Source organism: Janthinobacterium sp. GW460-12-1-14-LB5, from assembly GCF_059423585.1.
In genome coordinates, this window is the sequence record NZ_JBWKYD010000021.1 from 112106 (window position 1) to 126184 (window position 14079).

General features: G+C 64.8%; 15 protein-coding genes and 1 pseudogene. 4 read left to right on the forward strand and 12 right to left on the reverse strand.

Going from position 1 to position 14079, the window contains the following annotated elements; genetic code table 11:
* Position 1: 1 nt before the first annotated feature.
* From AC07X6_RS21265 to AC07X6_RS21320, 12 genes are all read right to left on the reverse strand, one after another.
* Entirely contained in the window at positions 2-379 is a 378-nt protein-coding gene (locus AC07X6_RS21265) for an MSHA biogenesis protein MshK (RefSeq protein ID WP_230539452.1), read from the reverse strand.
* Entirely contained in the window at positions 364-1047 is a 684-nt protein-coding gene (locus AC07X6_RS21270) for a type II secretion system protein M (RefSeq protein ID WP_230539451.1), read from the reverse strand. Before AC07X6_RS21270 ends, AC07X6_RS21265 begins: the two co-directional genes overlap by 16 nt.
* Complete coding sequence (locus AC07X6_RS21275; protein ID WP_494792273.1) at positions 1047-1715, reverse strand: MSHA biogenesis protein MshI; 669 nt, start codon at positions 1713-1715, stop codon at positions 1047-1049. The genes AC07X6_RS21270 and AC07X6_RS21275 overlap by 1 nt, the downstream gene beginning before the upstream one ends.
* Positions 1712-2671: a type IV pilus biogenesis protein PilM gene (locus tag AC07X6_RS21280; RefSeq protein ID WP_230539449.1), complete on the reverse strand. Its 960-nt coding sequence runs from the start codon at positions 2669-2671 to the stop codon at positions 1712-1714. The genes AC07X6_RS21275 and AC07X6_RS21280 overlap by 4 nt, the downstream gene beginning before the upstream one ends.
* A 131-nt stretch (positions 2672-2802) precedes the next feature.
* A complete protein-coding gene (locus tag AC07X6_RS21285) occupies positions 2803-3255 on the reverse strand; it encodes an agglutinin biogenesis protein MshP (RefSeq protein WP_494792274.1) in 453 nt (150 codons plus the stop codon).
* Complete coding sequence (locus AC07X6_RS21290; RefSeq protein ID WP_494792275.1) at positions 3252-4154, reverse strand: prepilin-type N-terminal cleavage/methylation domain-containing protein; 903 nt, start codon at positions 4152-4154, stop codon at positions 3252-3254. Before AC07X6_RS21290 ends, AC07X6_RS21285 begins: the two co-directional genes overlap by 4 nt.
* Positions 4151-4708, reverse strand: coding sequence for a type IV pilus modification PilV family protein (locus AC07X6_RS21295; protein WP_494792276.1), 558 nt, complete (start codon positions 4706-4708; stop codon positions 4151-4153). Before AC07X6_RS21295 ends, AC07X6_RS21290 begins: the two co-directional genes overlap by 4 nt.
* Entirely contained in the window at positions 4698-5357 is a 660-nt protein-coding gene (locus tag AC07X6_RS21300) for a pilus assembly FimT family protein (protein ID WP_474291744.1), read from the reverse strand. Before AC07X6_RS21300 ends, AC07X6_RS21295 begins: the two co-directional genes overlap by 11 nt.
* Before the next feature lie 46 nt (positions 5358-5403).
* On the reverse strand, positions 5404-5883 hold the full coding sequence (locus tag AC07X6_RS21305) for a type II secretion system protein (RefSeq protein ID WP_494792277.1): 480 nt from the start codon (positions 5881-5883) through the stop codon (positions 5404-5406).
* A gap of 59 nt (positions 5884-5942) precedes the next feature.
* On the reverse strand, positions 5943-6449 hold the full coding sequence (locus AC07X6_RS21310; RefSeq protein ID WP_494792278.1) for a type II secretion system protein: 507 nt from the start codon (positions 6447-6449) through the stop codon (positions 5943-5945).
* Positions 6449-7684 carry a type II secretion system F family protein gene (locus AC07X6_RS21315; RefSeq protein ID WP_494792279.1) on the reverse strand — a complete coding sequence of 412 codons (1236 nt, stop codon included), beginning with the start codon at positions 7682-7684 and terminating at the stop codon, positions 6449-6451. Before AC07X6_RS21315 ends, AC07X6_RS21310 begins: the two co-directional genes overlap by 1 nt.
* A 1-nt stretch (position 7685) precedes the next feature.
* Positions 7686-9389, reverse strand: a complete 1704-nt coding sequence (locus AC07X6_RS21320) for a GspE/PulE family protein (RefSeq protein ID WP_230539442.1) — start codon at positions 9387-9389, stop codon at positions 7686-7688.
* Positions 9390-9598: 209 nt separating this feature from the next.
* Between AC07X6_RS21320 and AC07X6_RS21325 the strand changes: the two genes are divergently transcribed.
* The 4 genes and pseudogenes from AC07X6_RS21325 to AC07X6_RS21340 all read left to right on the forward strand — a co-directional run.
* On the forward strand, positions 9599-10327 hold the full coding sequence (locus AC07X6_RS21325; RefSeq protein WP_494792280.1) for an ABC transporter ATP-binding protein: 729 nt from the start codon (positions 9599-9601) through the stop codon (positions 10325-10327).
* Positions 10324-11745, forward strand: coding sequence for an ExeA family protein (locus AC07X6_RS21330; protein ID WP_494792281.1), 1422 nt, complete (start codon positions 10324-10326; stop codon positions 11743-11745). Before AC07X6_RS21325 ends, AC07X6_RS21330 begins: the two co-directional genes overlap by 4 nt.
* A 107-nt stretch (positions 11746-11852) precedes the next feature.
* Positions 11853-13829 carry a type II secretion system protein GspD gene (locus AC07X6_RS21335; protein WP_494792282.1) on the forward strand — a complete coding sequence of 659 codons (1977 nt, stop codon included), beginning with the start codon at positions 11853-11855 and terminating at the stop codon, positions 13827-13829.
* Positions 13826-14079, forward strand: a pseudogene (locus AC07X6_RS21340) (tetratricopeptide repeat protein); the annotation flags it as partial. The gene AC07X6_RS21335 and the pseudogene AC07X6_RS21340, both read left to right, overlap by 4 nt.

Below are 14079 nucleotides of genomic sequence, written 5' to 3' on the forward strand. Positions count from 1 at the left end.
TCTACTCCTGCTTGCGGTCGGTCTTATTGTCGGTCTTGCTGCTCGGGTACAGCTTGAAGGTTTCCAGGGATTTTCCACGCCGCAACAGAACGGCCGTGTCGTGTATCTCCGTCACCACGGCATCGCCCACCTTGCTGCCGACCCTGACCGTCTGGCCATCGATGACGGCCAGGCGGCGTCCGCCCGGCTGGGTGGAGATGAGCACCGATTGCAGCTGCGGCCGGGCCGCGACAACGGGCGCGGCGCTGGCGGGCGCCCACAGGGCTGCCGGCGGACGCGTCGGGTCGTCGAGCGCCTGTGCCTGCGCGCCCGGCCATGCCAGGCTCAGCATCAAGACAGGCGCCAGCAGTGCGGGAGCAAAGGTCAAAGTGCGATCCATGTATCGTCCATGCTGAGGGTATGTAAGGTCAGGGTCAGGGTGGCGCCCGGGTAGCTGGCCGCATCGAGGTGGGCGGCGCCCCAGAAGACGCGCGTCGGCATCGCTTGCAGCGCCTGCATGTATTGCACCATGTCCGCATAACTGCCTTGCAGCACCACTTCCACGCCGTGCTGGTGCAGCAACGGTGCCGGGGCCGCCGCCTTGGCGGAGGCGTCGCCGTTCGCGCTATCGGCCTGGTGCGCGCCCACGGCGCTGGCAGGCAAGGTTTTCAGCGACACCACGCGCAGCCCGGCGTGCCGGCGCAGCAGGTGTTCGAGCAAGGTGACCATGCGCTCGGGCGCCACCAGGCCGTGCTGTTTCTCGCGCAGCGCCCGCGCCAGGGACGCCGTTTCCGCCTGCAAGGCCACCAGGCGCGTGCGCGCTTCCCGGTCGGGATCGGTGGCATGGGCGAGCATGCTCAGCTCGATTTCCTTGTTCGTCGCGCTCAGCAGACTTTGCTTTTGCGCAATGCTCGCCTCCAGCGCGGCGCGTTTCGCCAGCAAGGGATTGAAGCTCATGAAATAGAACACGAACACGATGGCGGCCGCGCCGGCGCCGAACACCATCAGCCGCTCGCGCAGGCTGAGGGCATCGAAGGCGGTGGCCCATTTCTTCAGCAAGGGCAGCATCAGTGTGTTCCTCCCGCAACAGCTTTGGGCGGCGTGGCGCCGGCGGCGCGGTCGGCCGACTGCAGGCTGAACGCGATATACGGCAGGCTGGCCGCCTTGCCCTCGGCCACGGCCGGCTGCGCCGGCTGGCCGATGTCGAGGCTGGCGAAGGTCTTGCCTTTCAGTATCTCCTGCTGGCCCAGGCGCGTGATGTACGCGGGCAGCAGCGAGGCGTGCAAGGCGCGGCCCTGCAAGCCGAAATCATTGCCGGCGCCGGCGATGTCCACGCCCGTCAGCCATACGCCCTCGACCCTGGCCTGCGCCAGCGCGCGGAAATAGCCGGCATAGCCACGGGTATTGCCCAGCTTGCCGCTGTCCAGCACGGCCGACGCGTCCTGCAGCAACTGGCGCTGCGCCTCGACGGCCGCCAGTTCCTGCGCCAGCGCGGAATCCTTCTTGCGTGGAGGAAAATCGCGCAATACCTGGTCGCGCTTCGCCTCGACTTGCGCCAGCGCCGCCTTGACGCCCGCTTCGCGCTGTTCCAGGTCCGCCATGGCCCGCTGGGCCAGCACGCCCACGGCCAGCAAGAGCAGCGCCAGCGCGCCCAGGCCCAGGCCGGCCGTGCGCGCCGACATATGGTGTTGTTTCAGTTCAAACTGGGGATTGAACAGGTTGATTTGCTGGCTCATGCGCCCTTCCCTTCGTGCTTGCCCGCAGGCAGGCCGACTTCGCGCAAGGCGGCGCCGATGGCCAGGAAGTAGCGCGCCTGCATGGCGGGCGCGCGCAGCTCGGCGGCCTGGGAAAAGTCCAGCACCGTGGCCAGGTCCAGCTGCTCCACCGGCATGTAAAGGTTGTCGGCCAGATACGCGTGCAAGCCATCGGCCGCGCCCGTCATCAGCATCAGGCGCGCCAGCGAAATGAAATGGAACTGGCGGTCGAAATGGTCGAACGAGCGCTGCAGTTCCAGGGTGACGCGGTCGTAATACTGGCTGGCATCGGGCGACTGCAACTGCGCCAGGGTCACGTCGATGCGGCGTGCCTGGTACAGCTCGCCATTGAAGCTCATGGTCAGCAAGCCGCCGTCGCCATCGAAGAACAGCACGGCGATGCCGCGTCCCGGCGTTTCCAGCAAGGTGGCGATATTGCGCTGCGCCATTTCGGGGATGTCGATCACGGACAGGCCGATCTTGCATTCGGCATACAGCGCCTGGCGCCGCGACACGGCGCTATTGCGCGCGGCGACGGCAAACACGCTGCTGCCCCGCTGGGTGCCGTTCGGGTCGCCGGGGATGTCGAACACGTCGATGGTGGCTTCGGCCAGGGGAAAGTCCAGCATGTCCTTCAGGCGCCAGCCCACGGCTGTCTTCAATTCTTCGCGCGGCACGGCCGGCGCTTCCAGCGACAGCAGCTGGTAATCGCCGCCGGCCAGCACGGTGGTGCAGTGGCGCGCTGCCGCGTGCAGCTCCTTGCCCAGTTTTTCCAGTACCTCGGCCGGCGCCGGCCGCGCGGCCGCCTGGTAGCTGGCGCCGCGCACGCGCGGCATGCCGTCGGCGGGACGTTCGACAACGACAGCGCTGACGCCTTCGCGGCCAAACGCCGTGGCCAGCCAGCCATCATATTTCTTTGCTCTTGCGAATAAACCCATGCGACCTGTCCAGTGTAAGTGCCTGCCCGATCTTGTCGCGCAGTTAATGCATCCAGCCAATTTTAATTCATGAAGCCAACTTTATTGTGTAAAAACAATAAATTAGCGATCTTTTTTTCACCCCGTTGACCTTACTGCGACAGCACGGCTTGCAGGCGGCGCTGGACATAGTCGGGGTTGTTGCCCGGATTCGGACAGCCGGCCGCTCCCGGCTGGTTGCAGGCCGTGGCCGTAATGGTCCAGCTGGTCAAGGTGCCGGGCCCCGTGGCCGTGCTGCATTGCACGCTGACGCTGAACGACGACAGCGTCGTGCCTGCCGGCAAGCTGAACGTGGCCGGGCCGATGCACGCCGCGCCGGCGCTCAAGCCGGCGCTGATCTGCCGCTGCAGCCCCCATTCGAGACCGGCGCGGGCGGCCTGCTCGGCGCGCACGCCCTGCACGTCCATCGCCGATTCCGTCTGCTGGAAGGTGGAAATATTCACCATCACGGCCGCCAGCGCGGCCAGCACCACCAGCAGGAAAATGGCCGTGACAAGGCTGAAACCGCGCATGCGGCGCGCGCGGTGGCGCAGCAGGTGCTTCATGGCGTATTCCTCGCCTGCACCTGTTGCACCAGGCGCAGCACGCCCGTATTGCTGTTCGCCACGCCCAGGCTCAGGTCGATATTCACCAGGCCCCGCTGCACGTTGGCCAAAATGCCATAGCTGAAACGGCACGCCGCCACCTGGCGCGCCAGCTGGGCGCCTTTTGCCGCGGCCAGCGGCGCGGCGTCCTCCGCCACCGGCTGGCCGGCCACGATGGCATAGCCGGCGTAGCGGGTCAGGGTGCCGGTCGTCAGATTGCACGCATAGGTGACGGGCGTCGACACCACCTGGAAGCGGTTCGACGGCGATGGCAGCGGCGCCGGCGCCGTCGTGAAAGGATAGCTGCCCAAGGTGACGACAGTGCCGGACACGGCCGTCACAGGCGCGCGGTTGCAGCCGGTCGCCGCGCTGCACGCATACGCATTGTTCGGCGCGTAATCCGTGCCCAGATTGTAGACGACGATCTGGTCGCCCACGCTGATCGCCTGGCGCGCGCCCAGCGCATTGGCGGGCATGGCGCCGACGACGGTAAAGTTCAATGGAAGGCTGGGGTCGGGAGGGGTCTCGAAGCTCAGCACATTGCCCAGGCCGGACGGGTCGCTGTCGCTCAGGTAGCGCCCGCCCGTCTTGGTCAGCAGCAACTCCAGGAACAGGCCGTCGTTCGACACGCGCACGCTGTTGGGCAAGGCCAGGCGCACGTCGCGCGTCAGGCGGCGCGCCGCCGTATCGGCCGTGTCGGCCAGCGCGGCGCGCGCGGCGGTATCGACATACCCCTGCACGGGCACGCGGATGAAGACGGCGACCATGGCGCCGATGATGCCCGTGATGACGATCACGATGACCATCTCGACGAGGGTAAAGCCGCGCGGGCGGCGCCTGATGTTGAGGATAGTTTTCATGGAATGCTGTTCGGCGCATAGCGCACGCGATAGCCGTCGAGCACGATCTTCTGGTCGGCATACGGCACCGTCACCTGGATATGCAGGCTTTCCGTGGCGGGCAAGCCGTTCAGTGCCGCCTGGGTGATGACCACCGAGGCAATATATTCCTGTGGGGAACCGGCAGCCCATACGGTGCCTTGGACATCCGTCTTGTACTGCGTGGCCGTGCCGTACGCGCTCACGTAGTCGTTGACGTTGTCGAAAGGCCGCCCCGCGCCGTTAGGCTCCTCCCCCGGCCCTTCCGGAATGGCGCAGCCGGCCGGACTGGTGGCCGTTTGCGCGGCCGGGTCTTGCGGGTCGCAATAGGTAAACCGCGCCAGCTGGATTTCTTCCAGCATGCCTTCGGCAATCGCCAGTGCCTGCTTGCGCAGTTGCGGGTCGGCGCTGTGTTGCGTCGTCAGGCTCATCACGCCCAGGATGGCGGCCGAGGCCAGGCCGACGATGACGATGAACAGCACCAGTTCGATCAGGGTCACGCCGCGCTCACGCCGGCGCCGCTGGCTAATGGACATAGCCCGTCTCCCCTTCGACCGTGACGTTGCGCGTCAGGCCGTCGCCCCGGATACTGATTTGCAGCTGTGCCGGGAAGGTCGATACGGCAGGAAACACATCGCCCTTCGCATACGGCTGGCCCAGCGCGTCGAAATAAAAGCCCGCCGTATTGACAGGATTGGTGGACAGGGTGACGCCGGACGGACGGCCTTCGCACAGCCAGTTGCTTTTCACGCAATATTTCAGCGTGTCCTTGCCGCCGCTGTTCCTGCCCGCAGGCGGCAACACCTTCTGCTCATCGCTGCAGCCGGCATCGAAGCACAGCGCCACGCTGTTCGCATCGATGCTCACAAAGACGGCACGGTTTTGCGCCACCGCAAGCTTTTGCCCGTAGCGCACGATATTCGTCACCTGGTCGGCAAAACTGCGCGCGTCAAAAGTGTCGCGCTGAAAAAACCGGCTCACGGCAAAGGTCGCCAGCAAGCCCGCCAGCACCAGCACGGCCACCAGCTCGATCAAGGTGAAGCCGCGCGCAGGCGTACGCCGCAGCGACCCTGGCGGCCCTGCCTGGCGATACGGATGCGGAAAGTCTGTCGGTGGCTGCGGCAATGGATGGCCCGTAAAAAAGCCCAACGGGCTGGCGCCTGGGGTTGGGCTGGTGGTGCGCAAGGAAAGCCGAATGTTGACTGGCGTTCCTTGTTGCGTGCTTATATGTTTAGCCGCAATTTTCGGCTTTTGCATTGAGTACGATACCAGGTGCTCCGCCAGCAGCGGCAGGTGCCGTGTACACCACCGAACAGCTGGTGCGTGTCGTGGCCTTGTCTACCGCGACGGTCATGACGGTGCCGGCAAAGGTAATATTGTAGTCATCAATCGACAAGCCAGCAGCTTCTTGTATGCCGTCAACACTAGCCGCAGGATAGCCAAACGCATCCTTGATGGTCTTGCCTTCCATCACAACCGCTTTAGTCGAGTCGCCGTTGACCAGCCACTGCGCATGATACAGCGCCGCACCAGCCTTGATCGCGCCAGCGGCCGCCTGCATCTTGGCCACGCGCGCATCGGTCGACATGTCGATGAATTTAGGAATCGCCGTCGCGGCCAGGATGCCGAGGATCACGATGACGACGATCAGTTCGATCAGGGTGAAACCTGCCTGGGCGCCGCTTTTCATACTACGTAAAGACTTGTTCATTCTTGCTTTCTCCAAAATCAAATAAAAACATCAAAACCAAAACTGCTGCTCCACGGCACTCACTTTAGTGCCGAGTCCGGCGATTTCCACACCACAATATCGGGTTCCTGGGCGAGCTTGTCAAGATCGGCGTCTGCACTTGGCAAGGTTACCTTAAATTTCACTGCATCACCCCCTTTACTGGGAAAAATATTGCCATTACTAAACAAATAGATGATTTTTTGCTCTTTTTTATCGTATAACCAATTCCCCGCCGGCAATTTTTCCAGGTCCGGCTGCACGAACTCGCCCAGGTAGTTGGCCGGCTTGTCGGTCAGCCAGTCGAACGGGTTTTGCCCTGCCAGCGCCGGCAACTGGTCGCGCCGGTCCGCCAAGTACAGGTGCAGCACCTGCACCCGCAAGCTGGTGCGCAAGACGCCCAGCATCTGCGCCACGGCCACCTGCTGCGCCTGTTGCTGGTAATAGCCGACCCGGTTCAGAAATACCGCCATCAGGACGGCAAACACGCTCGCCACCACGGCCAGCTCGAACAGGGTGAAACCGCGCTGGCGGAGCGGCTTTGCCATCAGTGCAGGGCCGCCCGGCCCAGGTCCCAGATCGGCAGGAAGATGCCCAGCGCCAGCACCAGCACCATGGCCCCGAGGAAAACGATCAAAATCGGCTCGATCTGCGCCGACAGGGTCTTCAGCTCGTAATCGACTTCGCGCTCGTACATGTCCGCGATCTCGTCCATCAGGTCGTCGAGCGAACCGGATTCCTCGCCCACGGCGATCATCTGCAGCACCACGGGCGTGAAGACGCCGGCCGCCACCGACGTGCGCAAGATGCTTTCGCCCCGCTCCACGCCATCGCGCATCTGCTCCACGCGCGCGCTCAGATACGTGTTGTCCACCGTTTGCGACACCACCGTCAGCGCCTGCACGATGGGCACGCCGCTGGTGCTCGACAGGGCAAAGCTGCGCGCGAAGCGGGCCATCGTGCCCTTCAGGATGATCTTGCCGGCGATCGGCAGGCGCAGCTTGGCGCGGTCCCACTTATATAGACCCTCTTTCGTGCGCAGCCAGGCGCGCCAGCCGAAAAAGCCGCCCACGCCCAGCAGCAGCAAGATGGGCCAGTACGCCACCGTAAAGCGCGAGGTGCCGATCAGGATGCGCGTCATCAAGGGCAGTTCCGCATGGAAACTGGCGAAAACCTTCTCGAACTGGGGAATGACGAAGATATTCACCACGATCATGGCGGCCAGCATGGCGAAAACGACGAAGGTGGGGTAGCGCGTCGCCGTTTTCACGCGCGCGCGCATGTCGCGGTCGAATTCCAGGTGGTTGAACAGGCGCAAGAACACTTCGTCGAGGCGCCCCGTCATTTCGCCCACGCGCACCATCGACAGGTAGAACGGCGTGAAGATGGCGGGATGGCGCGCCATGGCGGCCGACAGCTCGCGCCCCGCATCGAGCGATTCGCGCACATCCTTGATGATGCGCCCGAAAGCGGGACTGATGGCGGACTCCTGCAAGCCGGCCAGGCCGCGCATGATGGGCACGCCCGCTTTCAGCAGGGTGTACAGCTGGCGGCTGAACAGCTGCACGTCCATGGGCGTGACCTTTTTCTCGGTCAGCTTGTCCCACCAGCCCAGCTGGTTGGCGCCGGCCTTCGTCACCGTCTGTTTGGTCACGCTGATGTCGACGGGCGTGCTGCCGCCCGCCATCAACTGGTCGGCCACGGCGCCGCTGTCGGCGCCTTCCATCACGCCGGTCAGCAGTTCGCCACTGGCGCTGCGCGCCTTGTAGGAGAAAAACGGCACCTCAATCCTCGCTCTGGTTGCTGATGCGCATCGCTTCCATCACCGTCGTGCGGCCCTGGACCACCAGCTGCACGGCGTGGCGGCGCAGGGTGTCGCCCGCCATCTGCGCCGTCGCCACCTTCATGAAGTGCGATGGATCGGCATGGTTGGCGGCGTCGGCCACGGCGCGCGTGATTTCCAGCAATTCGTACACGCCCGTGCGGCCCCGGTAACCCATGCCATTGCAATGCGAACAGCCCTTGCCGTGGAAATACTGGTTGCGCTCGACCAGCTCGCCCAGTTCCAGGCGCAGCCATTCGTATTCGTTCGGCGTGGGCTGGTAGGGCGTGCTGCAGCTTTCGCAGATCACGCGCACCAGGCGCTGCGCCAGCACGGCTTGCAGCGAGCTGCCCACCATGTAGCGGGGCACGCCCATGTCCATCAGGCGCAGCGGCGTGCTGATGGCGTCGTTGGTATGCAAGGTCGACAGCACCAGATGGCCCGTCATGGCGGCGCGCAAGCCGATCTGCGCCGTTTCCTGGTCGCGCATCTCGCCGACGAGCACGATATCGGGATCTTGCCGCAAGGCCGAGCGCAGCACCCTGGCAAAGTTCAGCTCGATCTTGTCGTTGACTTGCACCTGGTTAATGCCGGGCAAGCGGTATTCGACCGGATCTTCCACCGTAATCAGCTTTTTTTCCACCGAATTGAGTTCGGACAAGGCGCAGTACAAAGTCGTCGTCTTGCCGCTGCCGGTCGGCCCCGTCACCAGCACCAGGCCGTTCGGGCGGCTGACGATGGCGCGGAACTGCTGCACCAGCTTGGGCGGCATGCCGATGGCGTCCAGGCGCAAGGTCGTGCCGCCCTGGTTCAGCAAGCGCATCACCACCGATTCACCGTACTGCGTCGGCATGGTGGAAATACGCACGTCGATGCGCTGGTTTTTCACGCGGATGGCGAAACGGCCATCCTGCGGCAGGCGCTTTTCGGAAATATCGAGGTCCGACATCAGCTTTAAACGCAGCGCCAGCGAGCTGGCAATCTTGCTGTCCGCTTCCGTCTGCAGGTGCAGCACGCCGTCGATGCGGAAACGGATCTGCAGCCGGCCTTCCTGCGGTTCGATGTGGATGTCCGAGGCGCGCACCTGCGTGGCATCCTCGAACACCGATTGCAGCAGCTTGACGATGGGCGCCTCTTCCAGGCCCGGATTGGCGGCCAGCGCGCCGAAGTCGACGGACACGTCGCCCAGGTCCTGCTCCAGCTCGCGCGTCAGGGTGGAAATATCTTCCGTGCGGCGGTAGATGCGGTCGATGGCGGCCAGCACTTCCGTTTCATTGACGACGGCCAGCTCGATGTGGCGCTTGACCAGGCGCGCAATTTCATCGTACGCGAACAGGTCGGTCGGATCGGACATGCCGACCAGCAAGCCCTCGCGGCGGTCTTCCAGCACCAGCGCGCGGAAGCGCCGCGCCTGGGTTTCCGGCAGCAGCCGCACCAGTTCGGGATTGATGTTGAAAAACTTCAGATTGATGTAGGGAATGTCGAGCTGGCGCGCCAGCGCGCCCGAAATCTGCTCTTCCGTGACAAAGCCGTGCTCGACAAAAACGCGGCCCAGCTTGCGCCCCGAGCGCTTCTGTTCCGTCAAGGCCTGGCCCAACTGTTCTTCCGTCAGCAATTTCTGCTGCACCAAAATTTCACCGAGCCGGACTTTCTCTGGCCTTGCCATGCTTGCTCCTCGACAGATTCATCAGACGATGCACGCCAGCGGCGCGCGAGGGGTATTTTATTCCAGAACCTGTTGTTTCTTAAAGAAAATACATTCCGCAGCTTGATTTTCGCGCATTTCCACACTCTGCAAGGAAAGACTTGCCGCCCGCCGGCGCCCATGGCAATAATGGCGGCCGTACCCCGTCTTGCCTGCCAACCCTTGCCCCTATGAACGCCTGCGCCATCGAGTTCCACAACGTGCATCTGCAGCTGGCGGGCAGCGCCGTGCTGCGCGGCGTCGACCTGCAGGTGCGCGCGGGAGAACTGTTTGGCCTGGTCGGCGTGAATGGCGCGGGCAAGACTTCCCTGCTGAAATGCCTGCTGGACTTTTGCACGCCCGAGCGGGGCGACATCGCCATCTTCGGCCAGCCGCACCGGCAAGGCGCGGCGCGCCAGCCCCTGTCGTTTCTGCCGGAACGCTTCCAGGCGCCCTATTACCTGACGGGCGGAGACTTCCTGCGCTACCTGGCGCGCCTGCACGATGTGCGGCCCGATGCGCAAGCCGTGCAGCAAACGCTGGACGCGCTGGACCTGGCGCCGGACGCCCTGCTGCGCCCGGCGCGCACGTATTCGAAGGGCATGATGCAGAAACTGGGGCTGGCCGCCTGCTTGCTGTCGGGCAAGCCGCAACTGCTGCTGGACGAACCGATGAGCGGGCTCGACCCGAAGGCGCGCGCGCAGTTCAAGCAAGTGCTGCGGCAAGCGCGCGCGCAGGGACGCGGCGCGCTGCTCACCTCGCATGCGCTGGCCGACGTGGAAGAGCTGTGCGACCGCATGGCCATCCTGCATGGGGGCCGCATCGTGTTTGCGGGCACGCCCGCCGAATGCCGCGCCCGCCATGGCGGTGCGCAAGACGCCAGCCTGGAACAGGCTTTCCTCAATTGCATCGCGGCATGAACAACCGCGATCAGGCGCCGCCCGGGCGGCCTTACGCGCCCTCGCCGCACGGCATGTATCTGCGCCATTTCGGCTTGCGCACGGCCCCGTTCGGCATCACGCCGGACCCGGCCTTCTTTTATACGGGCAATACGCGGGGCGAACTGCTCGATGCGCTGCTGTACGCCGTCACGCAGGGCGAAGGCATCATCAAGCTGACGGGCGAAGTGGGCAGCGGCAAGACCATGCTGTGCCGCATGCTGGCCGAACGCCTGCCGCCCCGGGTCGACGTGGTGTACCTGCTCAATCCCCGCCTGGAGCCGGACGACGTCCTGCACGCCATCGCCGCCGAACTGGGCCTGGAACTGGACGGCTGCCGCGCCGACGCCGTGCTGCGCGCCCTGCACGGCGAGCTGATCGCCAGGCATGCGGCGGGGCGCCAGGTGGTGCTGCTGGCCGAAGAGGCCCAAGCCATGCCGGGCGCCACGCTGGAAGCGCTGCGCCTGCTGACGAACCTGGAAACGGCCAGCCACAAGCTGCTGCAAATCGTCCTGTTCGGCCAGCCGGAATTGCAGCACACGCTGGACTTGCCCCAGTTCCGCCAATTGAAGGAACGCATCACCCACAGTTTTACCGTGCCGCGCCTGCCGCAAGCCTTGCTGAACGACTATCTGGCGTGCCGCCTGGCCGCCGCCGGCCGCACGGCGCCGCTGATGTTTACGCCGGCCGCGCTGCGCCGGCTGGCGCGCGCCGCGCAGGGCATCGTGCGCAGGATCAATATCCTGGCCGACAAGGCCTTGCTGGCCGCGTTTGCGGACGATGCGCAGGCAATCGGCGCGCGCCACGTGCGCCTGGCCATTGCCGACAGCCCCTTCCACCGCCCGCCCTGGCATGCGGGCAAGCTGCTGGCCGGCGCCTTGAGCGCGCTGATGCTGCTGCTGGCCGCCGCGCTGCTGTGGCAATGGCTGGCGCCGCCGTCCAGCCCCCCGTCGCGCGCTACCGCGCACGCCGATGCCCGCGCGCCAGCGCCATCCACGCTACTCGACAGCAAGCTGGCCGAATCGCGCGACTGGCTGGCGCGGCAAGGGCCGCGGCAACTGGTGCTGCACATCGCCAGCCTGCCCGCCACCGAGACAGTTGCGGCGGAAACCTTCCTGCGGCAGGCGCAGCAAGCCACCGGCCTGCACGACCTCCACGTGTTTCGCCTGCCCGGCGCCGCCCCCGCAACCGCGCCCGCATCCCCAAATACGCCGCCCACGGCCTCCGCCGCGCGCCTGCTCGTCGTCTATGGCAGCTTTGCCGACCAGGCCAGCGCCGAAGCCGTATGGGCCAGGCTGGCCCCGGCGTCGCCGCAGAAAATATTGCTGAGCGACATAGACAGTATCCGCACAGAAATAAAAGCCATGGCACCGGCAAAACCGGGGCGTGGCGCCCCCTGACTTTATTTCGGCATATTGCCTCCCAAGCCTGCACAGCCGATTGCTTTTAAGCGATCATGCTGGGTAAAATTACAAAAGCACAACACGACTCCAAGGGCGAACTTTTCATGACTCAACACCCTATTCCTGTGCTGGCCTCTTGGGTCGCCCTCGCCTGCAGCACCATGCTGGCCGGCTGCGCCACGCATCAAACGCCGTTGTCGCCGGCCCACCTGAATACCGCGCCGCCGCCTGCCGGCGTCATTCCCGAACCGGTGCAGCAAAGCAGCGCGCTGGCCGCGCCCCTGCCCGCGCCCAAGCAGGAAACCTACAGCGTCACCGTGCACAAGGTACCCGTGCAATCGCTGCTGTTTGCGCTGGCGCGCGATGCGGGCATGAATATCGACATCCACCCGCAAATCGAAGGCAGCGTCACCCTGAATGCGCTGAACCAGACCCTGCCGCAACTGCTGGCGCGTATCGGCAAGCAAGTCGACATGCGCTACGAAATCGATGGCAAGAACCTGACGGTGCTGCCCGACGCGCCCGTGTGGCGCAATTACAAGGTCGATTACGTCAACATGGCGCGCAGCACCAACAGCAGCGTCAATATCGCCACGCAAATTTCCACGGCGGGCGGCGGGTCGAACGCCAGCAACCCCGTCGGCAACACGCAGGGCAGCGGCGGTAATGGCAACAACAATTCGACCACGCTGGTCGTGAATCGTTCGGAAAATAACTTCTGGTACAGCCTGGAAAAGAATATCCGCGACCTGCTGCGCGAGACCACGCTCAACGACGTGCAGGTGGACCCGCTGGCGCAGCTGAACCAGCAATTGACGAGCCTGCCAGGCCAGCAGGGGCAGCCAGGGCAGCCGCAGAACCAGGCCGGCAATGTCCCGGCCGCCGGCGCAACGGGCCAGTACGGCGCCCAGGCGCCGATGCAATATGGCAATCCGAATGGCGGCCAGTTTGCGCCAGGCCAGCCAGCGCCCGCCCAGAGCGCGAATCCGGCCCAGCCGCTGGATGCGAACGGCATGCCGCTGGATGCGAACGGCATGCCGCTGCTGAAACTGGCCAACAAGGGCAGCCCCTCGTCCGTCGTCGTCAACGTCGAGGGCGGGCTGATCGCCGTGCGCGCCACGGGGCGCCAGCATGAAAAGATCGCCGCCTTCCTCGACGCGGTGTTGCATAGCGCCAAGCGGCAAGTGCTGATCGAGGCGACCATCATCGAAGTGCGCCTGAGCAATGAATATCAGCAAGGCATCAACTGGTCGCGCCTGACGGGCAGCCTGCAGCTGCGGCAGGGGCAAGTGGGCACGGCAGGCCTGTCCAGCGGCGTCGCGCCGAACGCCACGCCCGGCATCTTCCTGCTCAATTATCTGAAAGACAGTTTTTCCACCACCATCCAGCTGCTTGAATCGTTCGGCAAGGTGAAAGTGCTGTCCAGCCCGAAGATCAGCGTACTCAACAATCAGACGGCCATGTTGAAAGTGGTCGACAACAATGTCTTCTTTACCATCAAGGTCACGCCCGCCGTGATCAGCTCGACGGGCACCATCACCACGCCGGCCACGTATGAATCGAAACTGGAAACGGTGCCCGTCGGCTTCGTCATGAGCGTCACGCCGCAGATTTCCGACAGCGATGAAGTGACCCTGAACGTGCGCCCCACCATCACGCGCATCGTCGGCTACGTGCAAGACCCGAATCCGGCCCTGGCCACGGCGAACGTGCAAAGCCGCGTGCCCGTGATCCAGGCGCGCGAGCTGGAATCGATCATGAAAGTGGGCAATGGCCAGATCGCCGTGATGGGCGGCCTGATGCAGGATTCCATCGACAATGCCAGGGATGGCGTGCCGGGACTGTCCAGCCTGCCCGTGGTAGGCAATTTGTTTACCTATCGCAATGAGGCCAGCAGCAAGACGGAGCTGGTGATCTTCATGCGCCCCGTGGTGGTCAAGGACGCCAGCGTCGACGGCGATTACCGCGACTACCGCTACCTGCTGCCCGGCCAGGCGCCGCTCAACACCCAGCCGTACACGGATGGCGCGCCTGCGCCGGCCGTTCCGCCGCAGGCGCGCCTGCAGGGAGACTTCCCATGAGCTTGCTGATGCAGGCGCTCAAGAAGGCCGAGCGCGCCAAGCAGAACAGCCTTTCCGACGAGGAACTGGAAAAGCCGTCCGAAGCCTACGACCAGGTACTGGAACTGGCGCCGGCCGACGCCCTGCCGCCCCGTCCCGCGCCCGCCGCAGCGGCGCCCGTGCAGCCGCCAAGCAGCTTGCGCCTGGAGCCGCTGGCGGACGCGCCCGCGCCGCAACCGGCGCCCAGCGCAGCGCAGCCAGGCCCACCACC